General features: G+C 72.5%; 21 protein-coding genes and 1 pseudogene. 11 read left to right on the top strand and 11 right to left on the bottom strand.

Going from position 1 to position 18263, the window contains the following annotated elements; translation table 11 throughout:
• Positions 1–147: 147 nt before the first annotated feature.
• The 3 genes from JWP64_RS07385 to JWP64_RS07375 all read left to right on the top strand — a co-directional run bounded on the left by JWP64_RS07385 (position 148) and on the right by JWP64_RS07375 (position 2429).
• Positions 148–1545, top strand: a complete 1398-nt coding sequence (locus tag JWP64_RS07385) for a serine/threonine-protein kinase (RefSeq protein WP_297493818.1) — start codon at positions 148–150, stop codon at positions 1543–1545.
• Positions 1546–1716: 171 nt separating this feature from the next.
• Complete coding sequence (locus JWP64_RS07380; RefSeq protein WP_297493817.1) at positions 1717–2013, top strand: hypothetical protein; 297 nt, start codon at positions 1717–1719, stop codon at positions 2011–2013.
• 2 nt (positions 2014–2015) lie between these two features.
• Positions 2016–2429 (top strand): hypothetical protein, encoded by a 414-nt coding sequence (locus tag JWP64_RS07375; protein WP_297493816.1) that lies wholly within the window; start codon positions 2016–2018, stop codon positions 2427–2429.
• Positions 2430–2537: 108 nt separating this feature from the next.
• Here JWP64_RS07375 and JWP64_RS07370 read toward each other — a convergent pair whose 3' ends face one another.
• Entirely contained in the window at positions 2538–2768 is a 231-nt protein-coding gene (locus JWP64_RS07370) for a hypothetical protein (RefSeq protein WP_297493815.1), read from the bottom strand.
• A gap of 62 nt (positions 2769–2830) precedes the next feature.
• The gene (locus JWP64_RS07365; protein WP_297493814.1) at positions 2831–3280 is read right to left on the bottom strand and encodes an ATP-binding protein; all 450 of its coding nucleotides are present in this window, start codon (positions 3278–3280) and stop codon (positions 2831–2833) included.
• Between the two features lie 209 nt (positions 3281–3489).
• Here JWP64_RS07365 and JWP64_RS07360 point away from each other — a divergent pair, with 209 nt between their 5' ends.
• Positions 3490–3960, top strand: a complete 471-nt coding sequence (locus JWP64_RS07360; RefSeq protein ID WP_297493813.1) for a MarR family transcriptional regulator — start codon at positions 3490–3492, stop codon at positions 3958–3960.
• Positions 3961–3963: 3 nt separating this feature from the next.
• A complete protein-coding gene (locus JWP64_RS07355) occupies positions 3964–4830 on the top strand; it encodes an EamA family transporter (RefSeq protein WP_297493812.1) in 867 nt (288 codons plus the stop codon).
• A 16-nt stretch (positions 4831–4846) separates the two neighbouring features.
• Here the strand turns inward: JWP64_RS07355 and JWP64_RS07350 are convergent, their stop codons facing one another.
• Positions 4847–5293 (bottom strand): nuclear transport factor 2 family protein, encoded by a 447-nt coding sequence (locus JWP64_RS07350; protein WP_297493811.1) that lies wholly within the window; start codon positions 5291–5293, stop codon positions 4847–4849.
• A gap of 70 nt (positions 5294–5363) precedes the next feature.
• On the opposite strand from JWP64_RS07350, the gene JWP64_RS07345 reads away from it, so the two are divergent.
• Both JWP64_RS07345 and JWP64_RS07340 read left to right on the top strand, forming a co-directional pair.
• Positions 5364–6329, top strand: coding sequence for an alpha/beta hydrolase (locus JWP64_RS07345; RefSeq protein WP_297493810.1), 966 nt, complete (start codon positions 5364–5366; stop codon positions 6327–6329).
• Positions 6330–6456: 127 nt separating this feature from the next.
• Positions 6457–8163, top strand: coding sequence for a helix-turn-helix domain-containing protein (locus tag JWP64_RS07340; protein WP_297493808.1), 1707 nt, complete (start codon positions 6457–6459; stop codon positions 8161–8163).
• 62 nt (positions 8164–8225) lie between these two features.
• Here the strand turns inward: JWP64_RS07340 and JWP64_RS31415 are convergent, their stop codons facing one another.
• Positions 8226–8720: a hypothetical protein gene (locus JWP64_RS31415; RefSeq protein WP_366889546.1), complete on the bottom strand. Its 495-nt coding sequence runs from the start codon at positions 8718–8720 to the stop codon at positions 8226–8228.
• A gap of 392 nt (positions 8721–9112) precedes the next feature.
• Here JWP64_RS31415 and JWP64_RS07335 point away from each other — a divergent pair, with 392 nt between their 5' ends.
• A complete protein-coding gene (locus tag JWP64_RS07335; protein ID WP_297493807.1) occupies positions 9113–10285 on the top strand; it encodes an RtcB family protein in 1173 nt (390 codons plus the stop codon).
• Between the two features lie 13 nt (positions 10286–10298).
• On the opposite strand, the gene JWP64_RS07330 is transcribed toward JWP64_RS07335, so the two are convergent.
• The 4 genes and pseudogenes from JWP64_RS07330 to JWP64_RS07315 form a co-directional block, all read right to left on the bottom strand.
• Positions 10299–11498 (bottom strand): acyl-CoA dehydrogenase family protein, encoded by a 1200-nt coding sequence (locus JWP64_RS07330; protein WP_297493806.1) that lies wholly within the window; start codon positions 11496–11498, stop codon positions 10299–10301.
• Positions 11495–11674, bottom strand: a complete 180-nt coding sequence (locus JWP64_RS07325) for a hypothetical protein (protein ID WP_297493804.1) — start codon at positions 11672–11674, stop codon at positions 11495–11497. The genes JWP64_RS07330 and JWP64_RS07325 overlap by 4 nt, the downstream gene beginning before the upstream one ends.
• A 133-nt stretch (positions 11675–11807) precedes the next feature.
• Positions 11808–11980, bottom strand: a pseudogene (locus JWP64_RS07320) (acetoacetate decarboxylase family protein); the annotation flags it as partial.
• Positions 11977–13209, bottom strand: coding sequence for a CoA transferase (locus tag JWP64_RS07315; protein WP_297493803.1), 1233 nt, complete (start codon positions 13207–13209; stop codon positions 11977–11979). The gene JWP64_RS07315 and the pseudogene JWP64_RS07320, both read right to left, overlap by 4 nt.
• Positions 13210–13305: 96 nt before the next feature.
• Between JWP64_RS07315 and JWP64_RS07310 the strand changes: the two genes are divergently transcribed.
• The gene (locus JWP64_RS07310; protein WP_297493801.1) at positions 13306–14052 is read left to right on the top strand and encodes a helix-turn-helix domain-containing protein; all 747 of its coding nucleotides are present in this window, start codon (positions 13306–13308) and stop codon (positions 14050–14052) included.
• A gap of 444 nt (positions 14053–14496) precedes the next feature.
• A complete protein-coding gene (locus JWP64_RS07305; protein WP_297493800.1) occupies positions 14497–15003 on the top strand; it encodes a hypothetical protein in 507 nt (168 codons plus the stop codon).
• Between the two features lie 66 nt (positions 15004–15069).
• On the opposite strand, the gene JWP64_RS07300 is transcribed toward JWP64_RS07305, so the two are convergent.
• Positions 15070–15744 carry a DUF6766 family protein gene (locus tag JWP64_RS07300; protein ID WP_297493798.1) on the bottom strand — a complete coding sequence of 225 codons (675 nt, stop codon included), beginning with the start codon at positions 15742–15744 and terminating at the stop codon, positions 15070–15072.
• 150 nt (positions 15745–15894) lie between these two features.
• Positions 15895–16197, bottom strand: coding sequence for a hypothetical protein (locus tag JWP64_RS07295; protein WP_297493796.1), 303 nt, complete (start codon positions 16195–16197; stop codon positions 15895–15897).
• Positions 16198–16365: 168 nt separating this feature from the next.
• Here JWP64_RS07295 and JWP64_RS07290 point away from each other — a divergent pair, with 168 nt between their 5' ends.
• The gene (locus JWP64_RS07290) at positions 16366–17724 is read left to right on the top strand and encodes a mycothione reductase (protein ID WP_297493794.1); all 1359 of its coding nucleotides are present in this window, start codon (positions 16366–16368) and stop codon (positions 17722–17724) included.
• Positions 17725–17727: 3 nt separating this feature from the next.
• Here the strand turns inward: JWP64_RS07290 and JWP64_RS07285 are convergent, their stop codons facing one another.
• Complete coding sequence (locus JWP64_RS07285; RefSeq protein WP_297493793.1) at positions 17728–18105, bottom strand: DUF2267 domain-containing protein; 378 nt, start codon at positions 18103–18105, stop codon at positions 17728–17730.
• Positions 18106–18263: the final 158 nt, after the last annotated feature.

Below are 18263 nucleotides of genomic sequence, written 5' to 3'. Positions count from 1 at the left end.
TCGCGGACCTCGCTCGTCCGCGCGTGGGCCTGCCGGGCGCATCCGAGGATGCCCCATTCGGCCCGGTGGGCGGACGTGCGGGGGACGGAAGGGGCGCCCGGCCTCGCCCGAGGTGTCGACGACACGGCGTGGGGTACCCCGGGCGGGATGAGCACAAGCGCACTCCCCGAGGACACGCCGTCGCTGGCCGAACGGTTCCGGTTCGGTGAGCTCCTCGGGGTGGGAGCGACCGCCGAGGTGTACCGGGCCGTCGAACGCGCCACCGGCCGGCAGGTCGCCGTCAAGCTGCTCAGCCCGGAACTGATGCTCCTGCACGGGTTGCCGCCCCGGCTCGGTGAGGACGACACCGCGGCCCGGCTCGACCATCCCGGCCTGGTCGCGGTCCACGAGACCGGGCACGACCGCGGCCGGTTCTACCTGATCATGCAGCTCGTCGACGGCGAGACGCTGTACCAGCGCCTGCTGGGTGGGCCCGTTCCGGCTCCGCAGGTCACGGCGATCGGGACCTCGCTGGCCGACGCCCTGTCCTACATCCACGGGAAGGGCGTGATCCACCGCGACCTCAAGCCGGCCAACATCCTGCTCGACGGGCAGGGACGCCCGTTCCTCACGGACTTCGGCGCGTCGCGGCTCGTCGACGCGACCCGAATCACGACCACCGGCGCGGCCATCGGCACCCCCGCCTACATGGCGCCCGAGCAGATCCGCGGCGAGCACGTGGGGCCCGCCGCCGACATCTACGCGCTCGGACTCGTGCTGTTGGAGGCCGTGACAGGACGCCGGGAGTACCCCGGGGGCCTCGTCGAGTCGGCCGTCTCCCGCCTGCACCGGCGCCCGGCGGTACCCGACGACCTTCCCGAACCGCTGCGCCCCGTGCTCCGCGCGATGACCGGTGACGACCCCGCCACCCGACCGACCGCGGCCGACGTGCGGGACCGGCTCTCGTCGCGGGCGGTCCGGGAACCGGTGCCACCCCACAGGTCCCGCACAACCCCTCCACGGCGAAGCTCCGTGCTCGTCGGAACGGCGGCCGCCGTCCTGATCGCCGCGGCGGGGCTCGGCACGATGGCGTTGCAGGCCCCGGCGCCCGCCACGACGACGGCCGGCGATCGGTCAGCGGCCGGACCCGCCCCCACCGCGAACGGTGGCCTGTCACCCGCTGCCGCGGCGATCCCGCCGGTCGTGGCACCGGCTCCCGTGGTCGGGCCGGCGGCGGCGGTCGAGGAAGCGGCCGTCGTCGGTCGGGCGGCCGTCGACCAGGTGGCCGGCGTCGGCCAGGCGGGCATGGATCGGAGCGCCGTCGTCGATCCGAGCGACTCGAGACCCGGACGTTCCGCTCCCGAGCCTTCCGCGTCCTCGCCGGGAACGGATCGGGAGGAAGAACGGCGCGCCGGGTCGGCGGAAGGAATGGAGATGGTCGGCTCCGGAGACGGTTATCCGCAAGCGGATCACCGGTCCGAGAAGGACGGACGGAACCAGGACGAGAACGGCGAAGGCGAGAGGGACGAGAAGGGGAACGGCGGCGGCGGAAAGATGAAGGACTGACGCGGCCGCCCGTGCCCGATGCCTCGTCCGCGCAGGCAGGCGCGCTGATCACGGCGTTCCAAGCCTTACCTGAACGATTCCTGAAGAGGGCGCCGCATCTCCGCGCGGCCCGCTGACGTGGCGACGGCTCGATGTACCGTCCCCCGAGACGACCCCATCGGGAGTGACGGTATGCCTGATTTCGACGATTCACCTCCCGGTCCTCACGGCGGGCACGGGTTCGGCGTTCATCACGGGCCGTACGGCGGTGGCCCCGATGCGGATCTGTGGCTGTTGTTGCCGGCCCTGTTGATCGGGTTGGCCGTTCTGGGCTTCCTGATGCATCACCACGGATACGACCGGCTGTTGATCGAGCAGTTGCGCGGACTGCCGGGCCGCGAGCGAGAGGAGCGCGACCGGTGGCAGGCGGCCGTGGAACGTCACGGACGGACGGCACAGGCCTTCGCACGTTCGAGTGCGATCCCGTAGCCGTGCTCGCACGACCGGCCCTGGCCGACGTGACCCTTCCGGCGACCGCCCGCTTCGTGGACGCCTTCGCGGCGGCGATCGCATTGCGTACCGAGAACTATCCGGGCCGCCTTGGCCGCGGCGGAGTTCGCCCGCGCTGCCGACGCCGCGGAGCGCGCCTGGGCGGCCGCGGTGGACGCGGTGGACCGGATCCGGGCCGCGCGCTTCGCCCCGGGGAACGCGCGCTGCTCGACCAGACACTCAAGCTGCCCGCCACGGCGGAGTCGACGCCGCACGAGGCCGAGCGCCACGCCGCCTACCGACGAGCGCCGGCGCGGCTGTCCGAGCTGCGACGGCGAACGGGCTGGACGCTGCCCCGGCCGGCGACACACGCCCTGGAGTACCGGGCCCGGGGTGTCCTCACCGCGGCCCACTGACCGTCACGACGCGGCGCCCGCGACGCTGCCCGAACTCGGCGCGCTCTCCTGGTCGGGATGTCGGACCTATCCCGGACCAGGAGGCTCGCTCGTCGTGCGGTTGCGCGGTCAGCCGGAGAGGCGGCGGGTCAGCATCTCCTTCGCCTGTTCGCCGCCCTTCCGGCTCTCCGCCTGCGCGCGCCGGAAGAATTCGGCGAGGTCGTTGTCGCCGTCGCGCTCGGCGTCCTGGATGTAGGTCTCGAGCCTGAGGGCGTTGCTCAAGCAGGCCTCGGTGAACCAGATCAGGTTGTAGTCCTTGTCCTTGGTGCCAGTGACCTGGCCCGTCTCGGTGGTAGACACAGCGTCGGGTCCTCTCCTCGCTTCTGCAACGGACAGGGACCGCATACCCGCTATGACCCACGTCACACACCAGAAGGGCCCTGGTTGCCCGCCTCCGCCGGAGACGTGACCGCACCGATCGACGGAACCGGCCTACTGACCATGGTCACGACCGTGCCGTGCCCGTCATGGCGGACGTTCACCCGCTCCATGCACCCGCGCACGACGACGAGACCGAAGCCGTTGCCACCCGTCTCCGAGCGCCATTCCCCCCAGTCCCGCACCGTGACCGCGACCCGGCGCCGGGACAGCCCGAGGACCAGACGGCCCACGACCTCGACATCCCCGGGAAAGCCGACCGGGTAGGCGTGCTGGACCGAGTTGGTGCACGCCTCGCTGACCGCCAGGATCACCTCGTCGCGCTCCCCCTCGGGCCACTGCAGCCCCTCCAACCACCTGCCGAGCCCGTACCTGAAGAACGTCAGCTGCACGGGATCGGCGCTGAACCGGATGCTGTAGAAGTCCGCCGCCACCCGACAAGGGTGACCCACTCGACGCGAGGAGCGCGACCGCTGGCCCGACGGCCCGCGGTCGGACCGGGCCCGATCGCCGCGCAGGAGGCGCCCGGATCCTCGCCTCGGAACCTCCGCCCGCGCTTCCCTGCGCCCTCGCCGGGTGTTATGCATGAGTCATGCATGACGGGGCCCGCACCGCGAACCTCCTCGGGGCCGCCGCGCTCGCCGTGGCCGACCTCGTCACTGACGACACGACGCGAGCAGCCGGGGTGAGCGCCAGCGGAGCCGCTGCGCTCGTCGTTCTGTCCGCCTCGCCCGGGCTCAGCGTGACCGAACTGGGCCGGCGAGTCGGTCTGAGCCAGCCGGCCGCCGCACGCATGGTCGACTCCCTGCAGGCGGCGGACCTCGTGAACCGACGCCCGGGTCCCGGGCGGGAGGTGAGCGTGCAGCCGACGTCCGCAGGTCGCCACGCCGCCTCCCTCCTCCTCACAGCCCGTGGAGAGCCGCTGGGCGAGCTCGTCTCCGTCCTCGATGAGGGCGAGCAGGACACCCTGGCAGACCTGCTCGCCAAACTCCTGACCCGCCTCTACACCCGCGTCGGCAGCTCGGAGCTGCTGTGCCGTCTGTGCGACCGTGCCAGCTGCACGGCGAGTGCACCGTGCCCGGTCGGGAAGGCCGAGCGCGAACAGGGGCGTTGACCGATGGGCGCTCTGTTCGCACTCGCCTCGTCGATCAGCTACGGCCTGTCGGATTTCCTCGGCGGAGTGGTGTCGCGCCGAACCTCGTTCCTCCGCGTCGCCTTCCTCGGACAGCTCGGCGGGTTCCTGTCGACAGCCGTGGTCGCACCGCTGGTCTCCACGACGGCGCCGGCGACCGCCGACCTGGCCTGGGGCGGCCTGTCCGGCGTCGGTACCGGGCTGGCGATGACGTTCCTGTTCCGCGGCATCAGCCGCGGCGCCATGAGCGTGGTCGTACCGGTCAGTGCCGTCGGCGGTGTCGCCCTGCCCGTACTCGTCGGTGTCGTTGTGCTCGGTGAGCGGCCCACCCCGCTCGCCTGGGCAGGGGTCGCCGTCGCCGTCCCGGCGTTGTGGGCGGTGTCCCGCGGCCGGGACACCACCGGCGACCACGGGAACGCCGCGCTCCCCGACGGACTCGCCGCCGGTACGGGTATCGCCCTGCAGTACCTCGCCCTCGCCCAGGCCGGCCCGGGCTCAGGGCTGTGGCCCGTCCTCGCAGGGCGCCTCACCGCGATCGTCGCCATCGCCGTGCTGTCCAGGCTCCTGGTGCGTGCGGTCGAGGAGCCCGCGAGGAACTCTCGGCGGGCCGGAGCCCGAGCCGGGCACGGCCTCGCCGCGGCTCTCGCCGGGGCACTGGCCGCGCTCGCCCTCACGTGTTACCTGCTCGCCACGAGAAGCGAACTGGTCGCGGTCGCCGTCGTACTGTCCTCCCTCTATCCCGTCATCCCCGTCCTGCTGGGTATCGCCGTGCTGGGCGAACGGCTCACGTGGAAGCAGTCCCTCGGGCTGGGCGCGGCACTCACGGCGAGCGTGCTGATCGCGACGACCTGACGGATCACGGACCCTGTCATCCGGCGAGGCCTCCGTCCACGGCCGGGGTCACGCGGTTCCAGAGGTCGGTGAACTCGAGGGTGTCGAAGAAGGCGATGGCCTCCACGATCGCGCCGTCCGCCAGCCGCAGGTACCAGGTGTAGGTGTTGCGGTACGGCACGCCGTCGTGGGCGGAACCGGAGGCGTCGAACAGGGCGATGACCCAGTCGCCGTCCGCGTACACGGCACGGACGGTCGGGACGAGCGGCTCCGACAGCCGCGCGTTGAACGGCCCGATCACCGTGTCGAGGAACTCCTGCCGGCTTTCGTAGGTCCTCGAGACCGGGCTGTTCCCGACGATGGTCCAGCGGGCCTCATCGGCCAGCAGGTCGAAGGGGCCCCCGCGGCCGGCCGCCCAGTCGTCGAAGGCCGCCTGGACGGCCTGTTTGTGGGTGTCCTCCTGGGCGAGGTTCCGCTCGGTCATGGCCCGTCCCTTCGTGGCACCGACGATGGCCGGACACTACCGTTCACCCACTCGACGAGGAGCCGACTCGATGAGCAGACTCCACCCACCCTTCGATCCCGAACTGGCCGAGGCGCTCACGCTCGTCCACGAGGTGAACCCGCCGACGATCACGCCGGACCGCATCGGCGCGCTCAGGGCGATCAGCGACGAGTACCGCATCCCTGAGGAGGCGCTGGCCGACGTCGAGATCGACGAGTTCCCGGTGCCCGGTCCGGCCGGCGCGCCGGACGTGCTCCTCCTGGTCCTGCGGCCGAAGGGCGCCGACCGGGCCGTTCCGCTCCCGGCGATGCTGCACGTCCACGGGGGCGGCATGGTCGCGGGCCACCGCAGGGTCGGCCTGGACTGGGCGCTCGAGTGGATGCGCGCGGTGCCGATGGTGATCGCCTCGGTCGAGTACCGGCTGGCCCCGGAGCACCCCCACCCGGCCCCGGTGGAGGACTGCTACGCCGCGCTGTCCTGGGTCGCCGGGCACGCCGGGGAGCTGGGCGTCGACGCCGACCGGCTCACGGTCGGCGGCGGCAGCGCCGGTGGTGGTCTCGCCGCCGCGCTCGCCCTGCTCGCCCGCGACCGCGGTGGCCCCGGGCTGGTCGCCCAGCTGCTGATCTGCCCGATGCTCGACGACCGCGCCCGCACCCACTCCAGCACCGAGCTCGACGGGGAGGGTCTGTGGGATCTCACGTCGAACGCCACCGGGTGGTCCGCCCTGCTCGGGGAGGCCGCCGGCGGGCCGGACGTGTCCCTCTACGCGGCACCGGCCCGGGCCACCGACCTCTCCGGGCTCCCACCGGCGTTCGTCGACGCCGGCGCCGTCGAGACCTTCCGCGACGAGGCCGTCGACTACGCCACGCGGCTCTGGCAGGCGGGCGGGCAGGCCGAGCTGCACATCTGGCCCGGGGCCTTCCACGGCTTCGACTCGGTCGTTCCCGGCGCCGCCCTGTCCCGGGAAGCGCGGGCGGCGCGGGTGAACTGGCTGCGGCGGTTGTTCGCCGAGTGAGCCGGTCCGCCACGGACCACCGAGCGGTGCCGGACGGGCCGAGCCCGGGCGTACTCTCGCGCACCCGGCACGGGCCACATCGTTGTTCCCACCGTTTCGCCCGGACGCCGCGGATCGAGGATGCGAGATGAAGGACGTCGAACCGATGGCCGCCTTGCGCGAGCATCTCTCGAGCCTGACGAGCCTGTTCGTGCTCGGGATGGTGATGTCCGATCGGCACGACGAGCAGGAGATCCTCCGCCTCGCGGTCTCCTCCGTCGCGTCGCTGACCTCGTGCCGGCCCCTCGTCACCGCGCTGGCCGGGGACGACATGCGGTTGCACGCGCCCAACGGCCGCACGGTCGTCCGGCCCGACCTCACCGCGCGGCTGATCGAGCTCGACGGGCGGGAGGGATCGGTCGACGGGACGGACGCCGCCTGGATGTGGGCCTACCCCCTGCGGGCTCTCGGCGGGCAGGCCGGGTACCTCGTCGTCGGCGCGGACGCCGAACCGTCGGAGAACCGGCGGTTCCTGCTGCGGATGCTGGCCCAGCAGGCGGGCAGCGCGCTGAGCGGGGCGGCGCTCTACTCCCGGGAGCGGGAGACCGCTCAGCGGCTCCGCACGGCCAACTCCGAGCTCGAGGGCGTCAACCGGGAGCTCCTGACGAGCGTCGCCGCCATGGAGGGACGTCGGAAGGCCCACGAGGCGCTCGCGTCCGTGGCCGCCTCCGGCGCGGGCGAGCCGGGCATCGCCGACGCCCTGTTCCGGCTCACCGGCCTCGGCGTCGCCGTGGAGGACCGCTTCGGCAACCTCCAGGCCTGGGCCGGTCCCGGCCGCCCGGAGCGGTATCCCCCCATCCCCGCACCCCGGCGCACCCAGCTGCTGGCCGAGGCCCGCCGGAGTCCGCTGCCGATCCGGGACAGGGACCGGCTCATCGCGGTGGCCCAGCCCCGGGAGGAGGTGCTCGGCGTCATCGTGCTCGTCGACCCGGACCGGCGGGCCGGTGAGCACGAGACCTTCGCGCTCGCCCACGGCGCCGTCGTGCTCGCCATGGAGCTGGTCCACCGGCGCAGCCTCGCCGAGACGGAGCTGAGGCTTCGCCGGCAGCTGGTGGACGACCTGCTGACCGGCACCGACGACGAGAGCGCCGTCCTGCGCGCGGACCCGCTCGGCCACGACCTGCGCGGTCCGCACCACGTGCTCGTGGTGCAGTGGACCGGTGACCACCCCGACGAGGCGCTCATCAGGGCGGTCGACCGGGCGGCGGACACGGTGCTGGACGCCAGGGTCCTGCAGGCCCGTCGCGGAGGACGCGTCGTGGTCGTCGTGCGCAGGCCCGAGGCGTGGGCCGAGGGCCACCGGTGGAACGAGATGTTCCGCGCGCTGGGGCGGAGGATGCGGTCCGGCACGGGTTCGATGGGCGTCGGCGGAGTGTGCCGCACCCCCTCCGGGCTCCCGCGCTCCTTCGCGGAGGCGGAGCGGGCGCTGCGCATCCGGCTGGAGACGGCGGATCCGACGGGCGTCGTCGTGTACGACGATCTCGGCATCTACCGGTTGCTCGCCCTCGGTGACGACGACCAGGAGGTCCGCCGGTTCGTCCGCGAGTGGTTGGGGCCGCTGCTCGACTACGACTCGGCCAACCACTCCAACCTGGTCCTGACGCTGTGGCAGTACCTCGAGTGCGGCGGCAACTACGACGCCGCCGCCCGGGCGCTGTTGATCCACCGCAGCACCCTGCGCTACCGGCTGCGCCGGATCCGGGAACTCGGCGACCACGACCTGAGCGAGGTCGACACCCGGTTGAACATGCACGTCGCCACCCGGGCGTGGAACGTCCTGCGCGGCTCGATCTGACGGCGTCTACGCCGGCTGCACGGCCAGCCGTACGGTCACGGCGTCGTCGCTGCGTTCCACGGCTATCCCGGACGAGCTCGTGGTCCCGGGGGATGCCCGGCGCCCCCTGCCCGGGGCGGGTCGGCGCCGCCGGGCGGCCGCGGGCGGGCCCCGAGGTCGGTCGTGCCGCGCGCGACGTGGCAGGTCAGCTCGTGGGGTGCCCCGGGCCAACGCGTAGGCCAGGAGGGCGACCTGGGCCAGGCCCCGCTGTCGATGCACGCGGAACTACATCCGGCACCACGGGCCCAGAAGGGCCGCCCACCCCGCGGCGGAGGGCGAGGGCTCTCACCGGCGGAGACGCCGTCACGGACCAGGTCCTCGACCTCGTCGGCGAGCAGGTACTCGCTGTCCAGGTAATACCGGTTGGTCACCACGAGGCCGTCCACCCACACCTTGGGGTGCACCTTCACGATCGGGACGATCACCTCGCCACCGAACTGGTCCAGGTCGTACAGGCACGCCGTGACCTGCGGGTGGCGGTGGGCCCAGAGGTTGAACCTGGACTCGTAGCGGGTCAGGTCCGCGACGAAGTCCGGGGCGACGAGCGATCGCCCAGCTCATGTCCGCCCCGATCCGGGCGAAGTTCCGGCCCCTGCGCACGTAGGTGGTCGTCCCCACTCCTCCCAGAACCGCAGCATGCGATCCGCGGTGAAGCCGCCGGTCGCCATGTGGCTGCCGCGCAGTAGCACTTGTGGCGGGCCTGCACGCCCTCGGCGAGGAAGTCGACCATCAGCTCGTCGCGCTGCGCCTCGCCCCGGTACGGGCCGTGTCGGCTCGGCGGGCCGGTGCGGCCATCCGGCGACCCAGGCCGGCGGAGACGACCCATGAAGTGCCGTGTCGTGGGTACCACCGGCGCGAGGCCGGCCGGCTCACGCGACGTGGCATCGGACGACCAGGAAGAGGAAGGCGAATGCAGAAGATCAACGAGAAGCTGTACAGCTGGGCCTCGATCCTCGACCCGGCCACTCTGGAACAGGCCGAGCGCACGGCGAGCATGCCGTTCGTCCAGCCCCACCTGGCGCTGATGCCGGACGCCCACCTCGGCGTGGGAGCGACGGTCGGCTCCGTCATCCCCACGCCCGCGGCGATCATGCCGGCGGCGGTGGGGGTCGACATCGGCTGCGGCATGATCGCGCTGCGCACCGGGTTCACCTCGCAGGACATGGCAGGCAAGGACCTCGCGCGGCTCCGGCACTGGATCGAGCGCAGCATCCCGCTCAGCGCGGGCAACTACAACCGGCGGATCAGCGACACCGCCGCCCCGCGCGTCAAGACCCTCGAGCAGGAGGCCGCCGACCGCCTGGACTTCTACGACAGGCTGACCCGCACCAGGTGGGACCGTCAGCTCGGCACCCTCGGCTCGGGAAACCACTTCATCGAGGTGACGCTCGACGAGCTCGACCGCGTCTGGCTGTTCCTGCACTCCGGGTCGCGGGGCATCGGCAACGCCATCGCCACGCACCACATCAGGGTCGCCCAGGACCGGTGCCGCAAGAACTCGGTCCGGCTCCCGGACCGGGATCTCGCCTACCTGGAGGAGGGCACGCCCGAGTTCGACCTGTACATCCGGGACCTGAACTGGGCGCAGCACTTCGCCCTGCTCAACCGCGAGGAGATGATGGACCGCCTCGTGAACGACGTGAACCGCCTGATGGGTGCGCCGGTCGAGGAACAGGAGCGGATCAACTGCCACCACAACTTCACGCAGCGCGAGCACCACCTGGGCCGCGACGTCTGGCTGTCCCGCAAGGGCGCCATCCAGGCCGACGAGGGCCGCCCGGGCCTCATCCCCGGGTCCATGGGCACCGCGAGCTACGTCGTGGAGGGCAAGGGCAACGCCCTCTCGTTCACGAGCAGCCCGCACGGTGCCGGGCGCGTGTACGCCCGCAGGGCCGCCAAGAGGCGCTTCACCCTCGAGGACATGGACAAGGCCATGGTCGGCATCGAGTACAACCGTTCCCCGGCGTTCCTGGACGAGATCCCGGCCGCGTACAAGGACATCGACGTCGTCATGGCCGACGCCGCCGATCTGGTGGAGATCAGGCACACGCTCCACCAGATCGTCAACGTCAAGGGCGACTGACCGGGCGGGCGACTCAGACGAAGGCGCCGAGTCCGGTGACCGCCCGGCCGACGATCAGCGAGTTGATCTCGCGGGTGCCCTCGTAGGAGTAGAGCGCCTCGGCGTCGTTGAACACCTTGGCGATCTCGTAGTCGAGGACGATGCCGTTACCGCCGAAGATCTCCCGTGCCCGGGCGACGCTCTCCCGCAGCCGGGTCGTGCAGAACAGCTTGGCCAGCGCGGCCTGCTCGTCCCGGAAGACGCCCTGGTCCTGCAGCTGCGCGACGCGGACGGCCATGCCCAGCGACGACGTCACGTTCCCGACGATCGTGGCCAGATGCTCCTGGACCAGCTGGAACTTCGCGATCGGCCGCCCGAACTGCTCGCGGGTCACGGCGTAGTCGCGGGCCAGCTCGAAGGTGCCCATCATCGCGCCGACGGCGCTCCAGGCCACGCCCCCGCGCGTCGCGCGCAGGACGCGTCCGGTGTCCCGGAACGAGTTCGCCTTGGCCAGCTTGTTCTCGCCCGGGACCCGGCAGTCGACCAGCTCGATGTCGGCGTTCTGCACCGTGCGCAGCGCCGTCTTGCGCTCGATCTTGCGCGCGGTGAACCCGGGCGTGCCCTTCTCGACGACGAAGCCCTTGACGTGGCCGTCGGCCTCGTCGCGCGCCCAGATGATGTTGAGGTCGGCGAAGGTGGCGTTGCCGATCCAGCGCTTGGCGCCGTTGAGGACCCAGGCGTCGCCGTCGCGGCGCACGGTGGTGTGCAGGCCGCCGGCGACGTCGGAGCCGCCGTTCGGCTCGGTCAGCCCGAACGAGCCGATGGCCTCCATCGTGCGCATCCTCGGCAGCCAGCGGTCGCGTTGCTCCTCGGAGCCGCACTGGTCGATGGTGCCCATCGCCAGCCCGGTGTGGACGCCGAAGAACGTCGCGATCGAGGCGTCGACGCGCGCGAACTCGGCGGCGACGAACGAGCCGAACAGCTTGCCGGCCGCCTTGCGGTCCGGGAAGTCGACGGCGAGCCCGGCGATGTCCAGTTCGGCGATCTCGGGGACGAGGTGGTGCGGGAACTCCGCCTTCTCCCACTGGTCCAGCGCGATAGGGCGGACCCGCTCCTCCAGGAACCGGCGGACGCGCGCGAGCACGGACCGCTCGTCGGGGGACAGGAGGTGTGCGTAGCCGTAGAAGTCGCCGGGCAGGTCGCCCAGCTCGTCCGCGGCGGGCTGCTCGGTCATGGTCGTGCTCCTTCTGAGGCGAGTGCGGACAGGACGGCGATCTCCCGGCGGTCCCGGTCCTCGGCGCGTTCGGGATACCCGCGGTCGTCGTAGGCGTGCTCGGTCGCGTCGCTGATCGCCTCGACGGTCTCGGGATCCAGGTCCGGCCGGCCGAGGTCGGCCCAGCACCGGGCCATGCCAGGGCTCCGCGGGCGCGGCGGCCCCGATCCGACCGAACAGCTCACGCTTGAGGTCGAGGTCCTCCGGGCCGTTCTCCTGCACCAGGTCCGCACCGGCCACGGCCTACTCGAGGCCTGGCTCGACGGAGATGCGCACCAGCGGCTCGTCGACCTCGAGGGGTTCGGGGACGACGGCGCGGGCGGCATCCGGGTGGGTGCGGTAGACGAGTCGAGGTACTCACGGTCGGTGAACCGGCGACCCGCGGGCCGGGCCTGCGCGGTGAGCGGTGGGGTGGGGGCGGAGACGACGTCGGCGGCTCTCACGACGTCGACGGCACGGTCCGGGTGATCTCGGCGATCTGCTCCGGCGTGCGCCCGAGCTCGGCGAGAACCTCGGCCGTGTGCTGGCCGAGCGTCGGGCAGTCGTTGCGCACGGTCGGCGGGGTGGCCGAGAGGCGCAACGGCGAGTTGACCCGGCGGTAGGTGCCCTCGGTGGGGTGTTCGACGGTCTCCAGCAGCCCGCTCTCGGTGAAGTAGGGGTCGTGCTCGGCGTCCTCGAGCTCCAGCACCGGGGCGAAGGGGATGGAGTTCGCGGAACAGATCTCCGCCCACTCCCGCGTCGTCCGCTCGACGGCGAGATTCTCGATCTCCGCGTACAGCTCGCCGTAGTGCCGGGCCCGGCTGGTGGCGTCCGCGAAACGCGGATCGTCCGCGAGGTCGGGCCGCCCGGCCGCGGTGAAGAAGGCCCGGATGTCGCGCTCGGTGTAGGGCAGGATGCAGGCCCAGCCGTCCTTGGTGGAGACGGCGCGGTGCCCCGGGGTCATCGACCGGTTGAAGCCGATCGGCCCCTCGGGCGGCTCGAAGGTGTGTCCTGCCAGGTGCTCGACCAGGTTGAAGGCGAGCATCGTGTCCGTCATCGGCACCTCGACCTGCTGTCCGACGCCGGTGGCGCGCTGGTGCACGAGCGCGGCGAGGACCGCGTAGGCGATCGTCAGCGCGCAGACCTTGTCGGCCAGGATCGTGGGCGCGTAGGTCGGGGTCCCGGTCGCGCGGCGCATCAGGTCGGCCATTCCGGACGACGCCTGCACGATCTCGTCGTAGGCCGCCAGGTCGGCGCGGTCCGAGTCGCTGCGGAAGCCCTGCGCGTTGCAGTACACGAGCTTCGGGTTCAGCTCGGCGAGGGACTCGTAGTCCAGCCCGAGTCGGTGCAGGGCGCCGGGGCGCATGTTCGTGACCAGCACGTCGGCGTCGCGAACGAGGTCGAGCGCGGCCGCCCGGCCGGCGTCGGACTTGAGGTCGAGGGCGACGCTGCGCTTGTTGCGGTTCACGTTGAGGGCGAGCGCCCCCATCCCGGGGTGGCGCTGGGGCCGGGTCAGCCGGGTGCTGTCCCCGGTGGGGGGTTCGATCTTGATTACGTCGGCGCCCAGGTCGCCGAGGATCTGGGTGGCGTAGGGCCCCATGACGACGGACGCGAGATCGATCACGCGCACGCCGTCGAGCGCTCCCGTCGTCGTGGCGGCCGGCTTCTCTGCCGCGTTCGAGACGTCGTTCACGGGTTCCTCCTCGTGCTTCTCGGAGACACTCGCAACGTTAGCGATGCTTACTGTTCTACGCTATGTGAGAGTGTGCTACCTAAATAGGGAGTTCTGGTGCCCGATCAGCCCAGCGCGCGGCGGCCGCGCCACCGCACGGTCGACCGCGTCGCCGAGATCCTGGAAGCCGTCGCGAGCAGCCGTGACGGCCTCACGCTGACCCAGCTCGCCGTCCGCCTCGGTGCGCCGGTTTCCTCGATACAGAAGCTGGTAAACGGTCTGGCCGCGGTCGGTTACCTCGACGAGGAGGAGCGCCGCTTCGTCCTCGGGCCCGCGCCGCACGTGCTCTCGATGCGCGCCGGCCGGCTGCCGGTCCGGACGGTCGGGCACGACGACCTCGCCGAGCTCGCCGCCACGACCGGCACCCCGGTACTGCTCGCGGTGCGCGTCGGCGACCACGCCGTGTACGTCGACCGGGCGGGCACCGACGAGGCGTTCGAGTTCGCCCTGTCCCGGACGCTGCGCTCCCCGCTGCCGCGCACCGCCGCAGGCCTGGTGCTCCTCGCGGAGCTCTCCGAACGCGACCGGCGCACCGTCGTCGACGCGACGATGGCCGACGAACCGTCCGAGGCCGCCGTGGAGGTGCTGACCTCGACGAAGGAGATCAGGGACCGCGGCTACGCCGTCATGGACTCGTGGCACGTGCTGCGCGGTACCGGCGGGGTGGCCGTGCCCGTCCGCGAGGACGGGCGGGTGGTGGCGTCGCTCGCCGCCGCGGGTCCGGCCGCGGAGATCGTCGCGGAAGGTCCGCGCCTCGCCGAGACCCTGGCCGGGCACGCCGCCACCTGGGCCCTGCGCAGGTGACCGCCGGGGTTCTCGAGGCTGCTCGACGGCGGCCGTGAGCGCCGTGGCGGAGAAGCCGGGGCACTCTCCGCGGTCGACCCGCCCGGAGGCGGAGCCGGCGGTACGGTCGCATGCCGCGTCGCTGGACAGTGCTCGGCCGCCACGTCCGGGTGGTGGGCCCGTGCCCGATCAGATCCAGACCACGCGTGTCGACATGGCGCTACCCAGCCGTGCCGAGTTGCCGACGCGGGTCCGTGAGCTGCTCCCGGCGTGGCGGGAACCGGGCACACTCTGCCCGATCTGGAGCTTCGACGGGTACTTCATCGCGGCGAACACCTCCTACATCCAGGCGTTCGGGTGGACCGAGGCCGAGCTGACGGGCGCCCGGTACTGGGACTTCGTCCACCCCGCCGACCAGGACGACGCGGTCGAGACCGGGGACCGGCTCATCACTGCCGGCGGCGGGTGCACGGGCCGCTCACTGCCGGCGGCGGGTGCACGGGCCGCGAGGCGCGGCGGCTGTGCCGCGACGGCCGCTACCGCTGTGTCCGCTACGACCTCGCCGGAGACCGCGACGCCGAGCTGCTCTACGCCGTCGGGGTGGACGTCGGCGACCGGAGACCGCCCCTCGGGGAGGCCCGCGTTCCGGTCGGCACCTGGGTCGCGACGTCCGGGCCTGCATGCTCACCTGGTCCGACGAGCTCTACGCCATGTACGGCCTGCCGTGGGCACCCCCCTCACGCGCTGGTCCCGTCCCCCGTCCACGAGCAGGACCGGCCGCTCGTCGACGGCGCGTGGCGCGCCTCACTGGTCGACAGCGACGCCCACACGGCGCAGTTCCGCGCCGTGCGGCCCGACGGGAGACCGTGCGCCACCTGGAGAGAGAGCACCGGGCGCGTCATCGCCCGCAGCAGCAACCAGGCGATCACCATTCGCGGCATCACCCTCGACGTCACCGACCGCCTCGGATGACGACCGGGGCGGTCGGCGTCCGGCCGGGCGAGCGAGGTGCGGCGGTGGCAGAGCCCGGCCGCCGGCTCAGCCGGTGTCAGCGGTGTCGGTGTGCTCGGCGCCCACCCGTTTGGACTCCGGCGAGCCACGCTGACGCAGGAACACCGCGATGACGGCGAAGGACCCGACCGCGAGCAGCTCGGACTGCCAGTTCTGCAGCGTGCGGTTCCAGAAGTCGGCCTCCCCCAGGTACCCCGGCCACCCGACCGGGTCCTGACGCCGGCCGAGCTGGTCGGCGTTGTACGCCGCCCATCCGGCGATCGACTGGGCCGCCCAGGCCGCGAGGAAGATCGTGCCCATCACCAGGCCCAGGGAGCGCGAGAACACGGCCGTCCGCCAGCCGCCGGCCTTCGCCCAGGGCGGCGATCCGTCCCTGGTGTGCGCGCCGAGGAGTTGGTCGGCGTCGGACTCCGGCCCGATGTCCTCGGGCTCCTTCGACTCCGGGGACCCGCGCTGGACGAGCCACACCGTCCCGAACGCGTACAGGAAGAACTGCAGGTACTCCGACTGCCAGTTCTCGGCCACGTCCACGGCGAAGCTCGAGGACATGAGGTACTCCCCGAGGGACACCGGTTCGGCGCCGTGGCTCACCTGCTGGTCGTCGTAGTCGGCGTGCCCGGCCAGGCCCTGGCCCACCAGCGCGAGCAGGAACGCCAGCCCGAAGCCGAGACCCAGGCCGTTGTCGCGCAGGAACCGCCTCACCGGTGCAGCACTCCCACCATGATCACGTACGCGAGGCCGAGCCCGATCAACGCCAGGTAGGGCATGCACAGCACGCGGGTTCCGTTCACGGTCCCTCCAACCGGCACTGATACGGCGCCTCGCCCTGCGGACGGCACCCGGCGGCGGCGATCAGCCAGCCCCGGCTCGTCCGGGTGAGGAACAGGGTGTCGCCCCCGTGCGTACCTGGGCCTCACCGCCCCACACGGCCGTGTCGACGACCCCGCCGCCGAGGAGCGAGGTCTGCCCGAGAGCGACGGCGCAGGGTCGGGAGATCTGGTACTCCAGCGCGTCCCGCGTGGCCGGCGCCAGCAGCCGGCACGCCGACCCGGGGTCGCCGCCGGCGAGCGCGGCCTCGAAGTCCGACACCACCAGTGCGACCGCCGGGCGCTCGCCGTCCGCGCAGCCGGCCAGCACCAGGGCCGCCACCGCCACCGCAGGTACACACCACCGCATCCACCTGGCCAAAGGCCCTCCTCGGCGCTTCCGCGGATCACCCTGCTGCGGTGATCACGATGCGGCATCCACTGGCGATCACACGTCCCGCAGGTGGCCCGGACCGTCCGAATGGTCGAGACGGCCACCCGCACCTAGCCTTCGTGGATGCGGCACCACGATCTCGTCGTCATCGGCACCGGCTCCGGGAACGCCGTCGTCGACGACTCGTTCGCCGATCTCGACGTGGCCGTCGTCGAGGAGGAACACCGCTTCGGGGGCACTTGCCTCAACGTCGGCTGCATCCCCAGCAAGATGCTCGCCCACACCGCCGGCACGGTCGACGAGATCCGCCGGGCCGCCACCTACGGCGTCGACGCCGAGCTGCGCGGCGTCCGCTGGCGGGACGTCCAGGACCGGATCTACGGCCGCCTCGACCCGATCGGCCGGGACGGCCGCGAGGCCCGCCTCGACACCCCGTGGATCACCGTCCACACCGGGCACGCACGCTTCACCGGCCCCCGCACGCTGGACGTCGGCGGAACGGCCGTCACCGCCGACCAGATCGTCGTCGCCGCCGGGTCCCGCCCCGTGGTCCCGCCGCCGGTCACCGAGTCCGGGCTGCCCTTCGAGACCTCGGACACGGTGATGCGCATCGACGCGCCACCACACCGGCTCGCCGTCCTCGGTGGCGGGTACATCGCGGCCGAGCTGGCCCACGTGTTCGCCGCCATGGGCACCGAGATCGTCCTCGTCGAGAGCGCGGACGTCCTGCTCGGCCCGCAGGACCACGCCGTCGGCGAGCAGTACACGAAGCTCGCGGCGAAACGCCACGAGCTGCACCTGGGACACGAGCTCACCCGGCTCGAAGGCGAGCCCGGGCGGCTGCGCCTGGTGCTGGACGACGACACCACGATCGAGGCCGACACCCTGCTGGTCGCCGTCGGCCGCACACCCAACAGCGACCGCCTCGATCTCGACGCCGCCGGCGTCGAGACCCACGACGACGGCCGCATCCGCGTCGACGAGCACCAGCGCACCAGCGCCGACGGCGTCTGGGCCCTCGGCGACGTCAGCACCCCGATCCAGCTCAAGCACGTCGCCAACCGCGAGGCCGACGTCGTCCGGCACAACCTGCGCCACCCCGACGACCTCGCCTCGACCGGCCACGACGTCGTCCCCGCCGCGGTCTTCACCGACCCTCCGATCGCCTCCGTCGGGGCCACGGAGCAGAGCCTGCGGGAGAACGGCACGCCCTACGTCGCCGGTGTCGCCCGCTACTCGGAGACCGCCTACGGATGGGCGCTCGAGGACCACACCGGCTTCTGCAAGATCCTCGCCGAGCCCGCCGGCGGGCGGCTCCTGGGCGCCCACATCCTCGGCCCCGAGGCACCCACCCTCATCCAGCCCCTCGTCCTGGCCATGACCCTCGACATCCCCGCCGCCACGCTGGCCGGCAGGCCGTACTGGATCCACCCCGCACTCACCGAGGTCGTGAGGCAGGCGCTGGCCGCCCTGGAGCGGTGACGATCAGGTCGCCGCGTCGACCAGCTCCTTGAACTCCCGGCCCAGCTGGGCCAGCACGTCGTCGAACTCGCCGGGGGTGACGGCGTCGTGGATCGTGGCGAGCACCGCCATCACCCCGGCTCCGGCGTCGGCCTCGTCGGTCCCGCTGCGCTCGGCGACTCGGCGGGCGAACTCGTCGACGTCGAAGCGTTCCGCCGGCTCCTGCTCCTTGGTGAGGTCGGGCTGCAGCTCCTTCGGCATCTGCGAGCGGAGGTCCTTGGCCTCCCCGCCGGTCAGCCGCTGGGCGAGCACCTGGAGGGTGGCGCGGGTCAGTTTCTCGGCCTCGTCACGCGGCACGCCCGCGCGCTCGGCGACGGTGGCGATGAACTGGTCGTACTTCACGGGTCCTCCTCGAGGTCCGGTCGCGAACCCCTCCACGGTCACCGCGCCCGGGCGCCCGGGAACCGGCCCGGGGCTGCCAACCCGACCGGGCCGGTTCGGCACCCTGGGCCGACCCGATGGCCCGCCGGGGACGTTTGGCCCGCTCGCCACCGGCCACC

Origin of the sequence: Pseudonocardia sp. (genome assembly GCF_025465255.1) — a bacterium.
In the GTDB taxonomy this organism is placed as follows: Bacteria; Actinomycetota; Actinomycetes; order Mycobacteriales; family Pseudonocardiaceae; genus Pseudonocardia.
Note: the sequence above shows the minus strand (reverse complement) of the source record. Positions and strands in the feature narration are given on the sequence as shown.

Excerpts from the sequence above, each read along its gene's own strand:
- JWP64_RS07340 (WP_297493808.1), top strand. The coding sequence starts at position 6,457 with ATGAAGGACGTCGAACCGATGGCCGCCTTGCGCGAGCATCTCTCGAGC.
- JWP64_RS07345 (WP_297493810.1), top strand. The coding sequence starts at position 5,364 with ATGAGCAGACTCCACCCACCCTTCGATCCCGAACTGGCCGAGGCGCTC.
- JWP64_RS07290 (WP_297493794.1), top strand. The coding sequence starts at position 16,366 with ATGCGGCACCACGATCTCGTCGTCATCGGCACCGGCTCCGGGAACGCC.
- JWP64_RS07355 (WP_297493812.1), top strand. The coding sequence starts at position 3,964 with ATGGGCGCTCTGTTCGCACTCGCCTCGTCGATCAGCTACGGCCTGTCG.
- JWP64_RS07330 (WP_297493806.1), bottom strand. The coding sequence starts at position 11,498 with ATGACCGAGCAGCCCGCCGCGGACGAGCTGGGCGACCTGCCCGGCGAC.
- JWP64_RS07350 (WP_297493811.1), bottom strand. The coding sequence starts at position 5,293 with ATGACCGAGCGGAACCTCGCCCAGGAGGACACCCACAAACAGGCCGTC.
- JWP64_RS07325 (WP_297493804.1), bottom strand. The coding sequence starts at position 11,674 with ATGGCCCGGTGCTGGGCCGACCTCGGCCGGCCGGACCTGGATCCCGAG.
- JWP64_RS07385 (WP_297493818.1), top strand. The coding sequence starts at position 148 with ATGAGCACAAGCGCACTCCCCGAGGACACGCCGTCGCTGGCCGAACGG.
- JWP64_RS07335 (WP_297493807.1), top strand. The coding sequence starts at position 9,113 with ATGCAGAAGATCAACGAGAAGCTGTACAGCTGGGCCTCGATCCTCGAC.
- JWP64_RS07380 (WP_297493817.1), top strand. The coding sequence starts at position 1,717 with ATGCCTGATTTCGACGATTCACCTCCCGGTCCTCACGGCGGGCACGGG.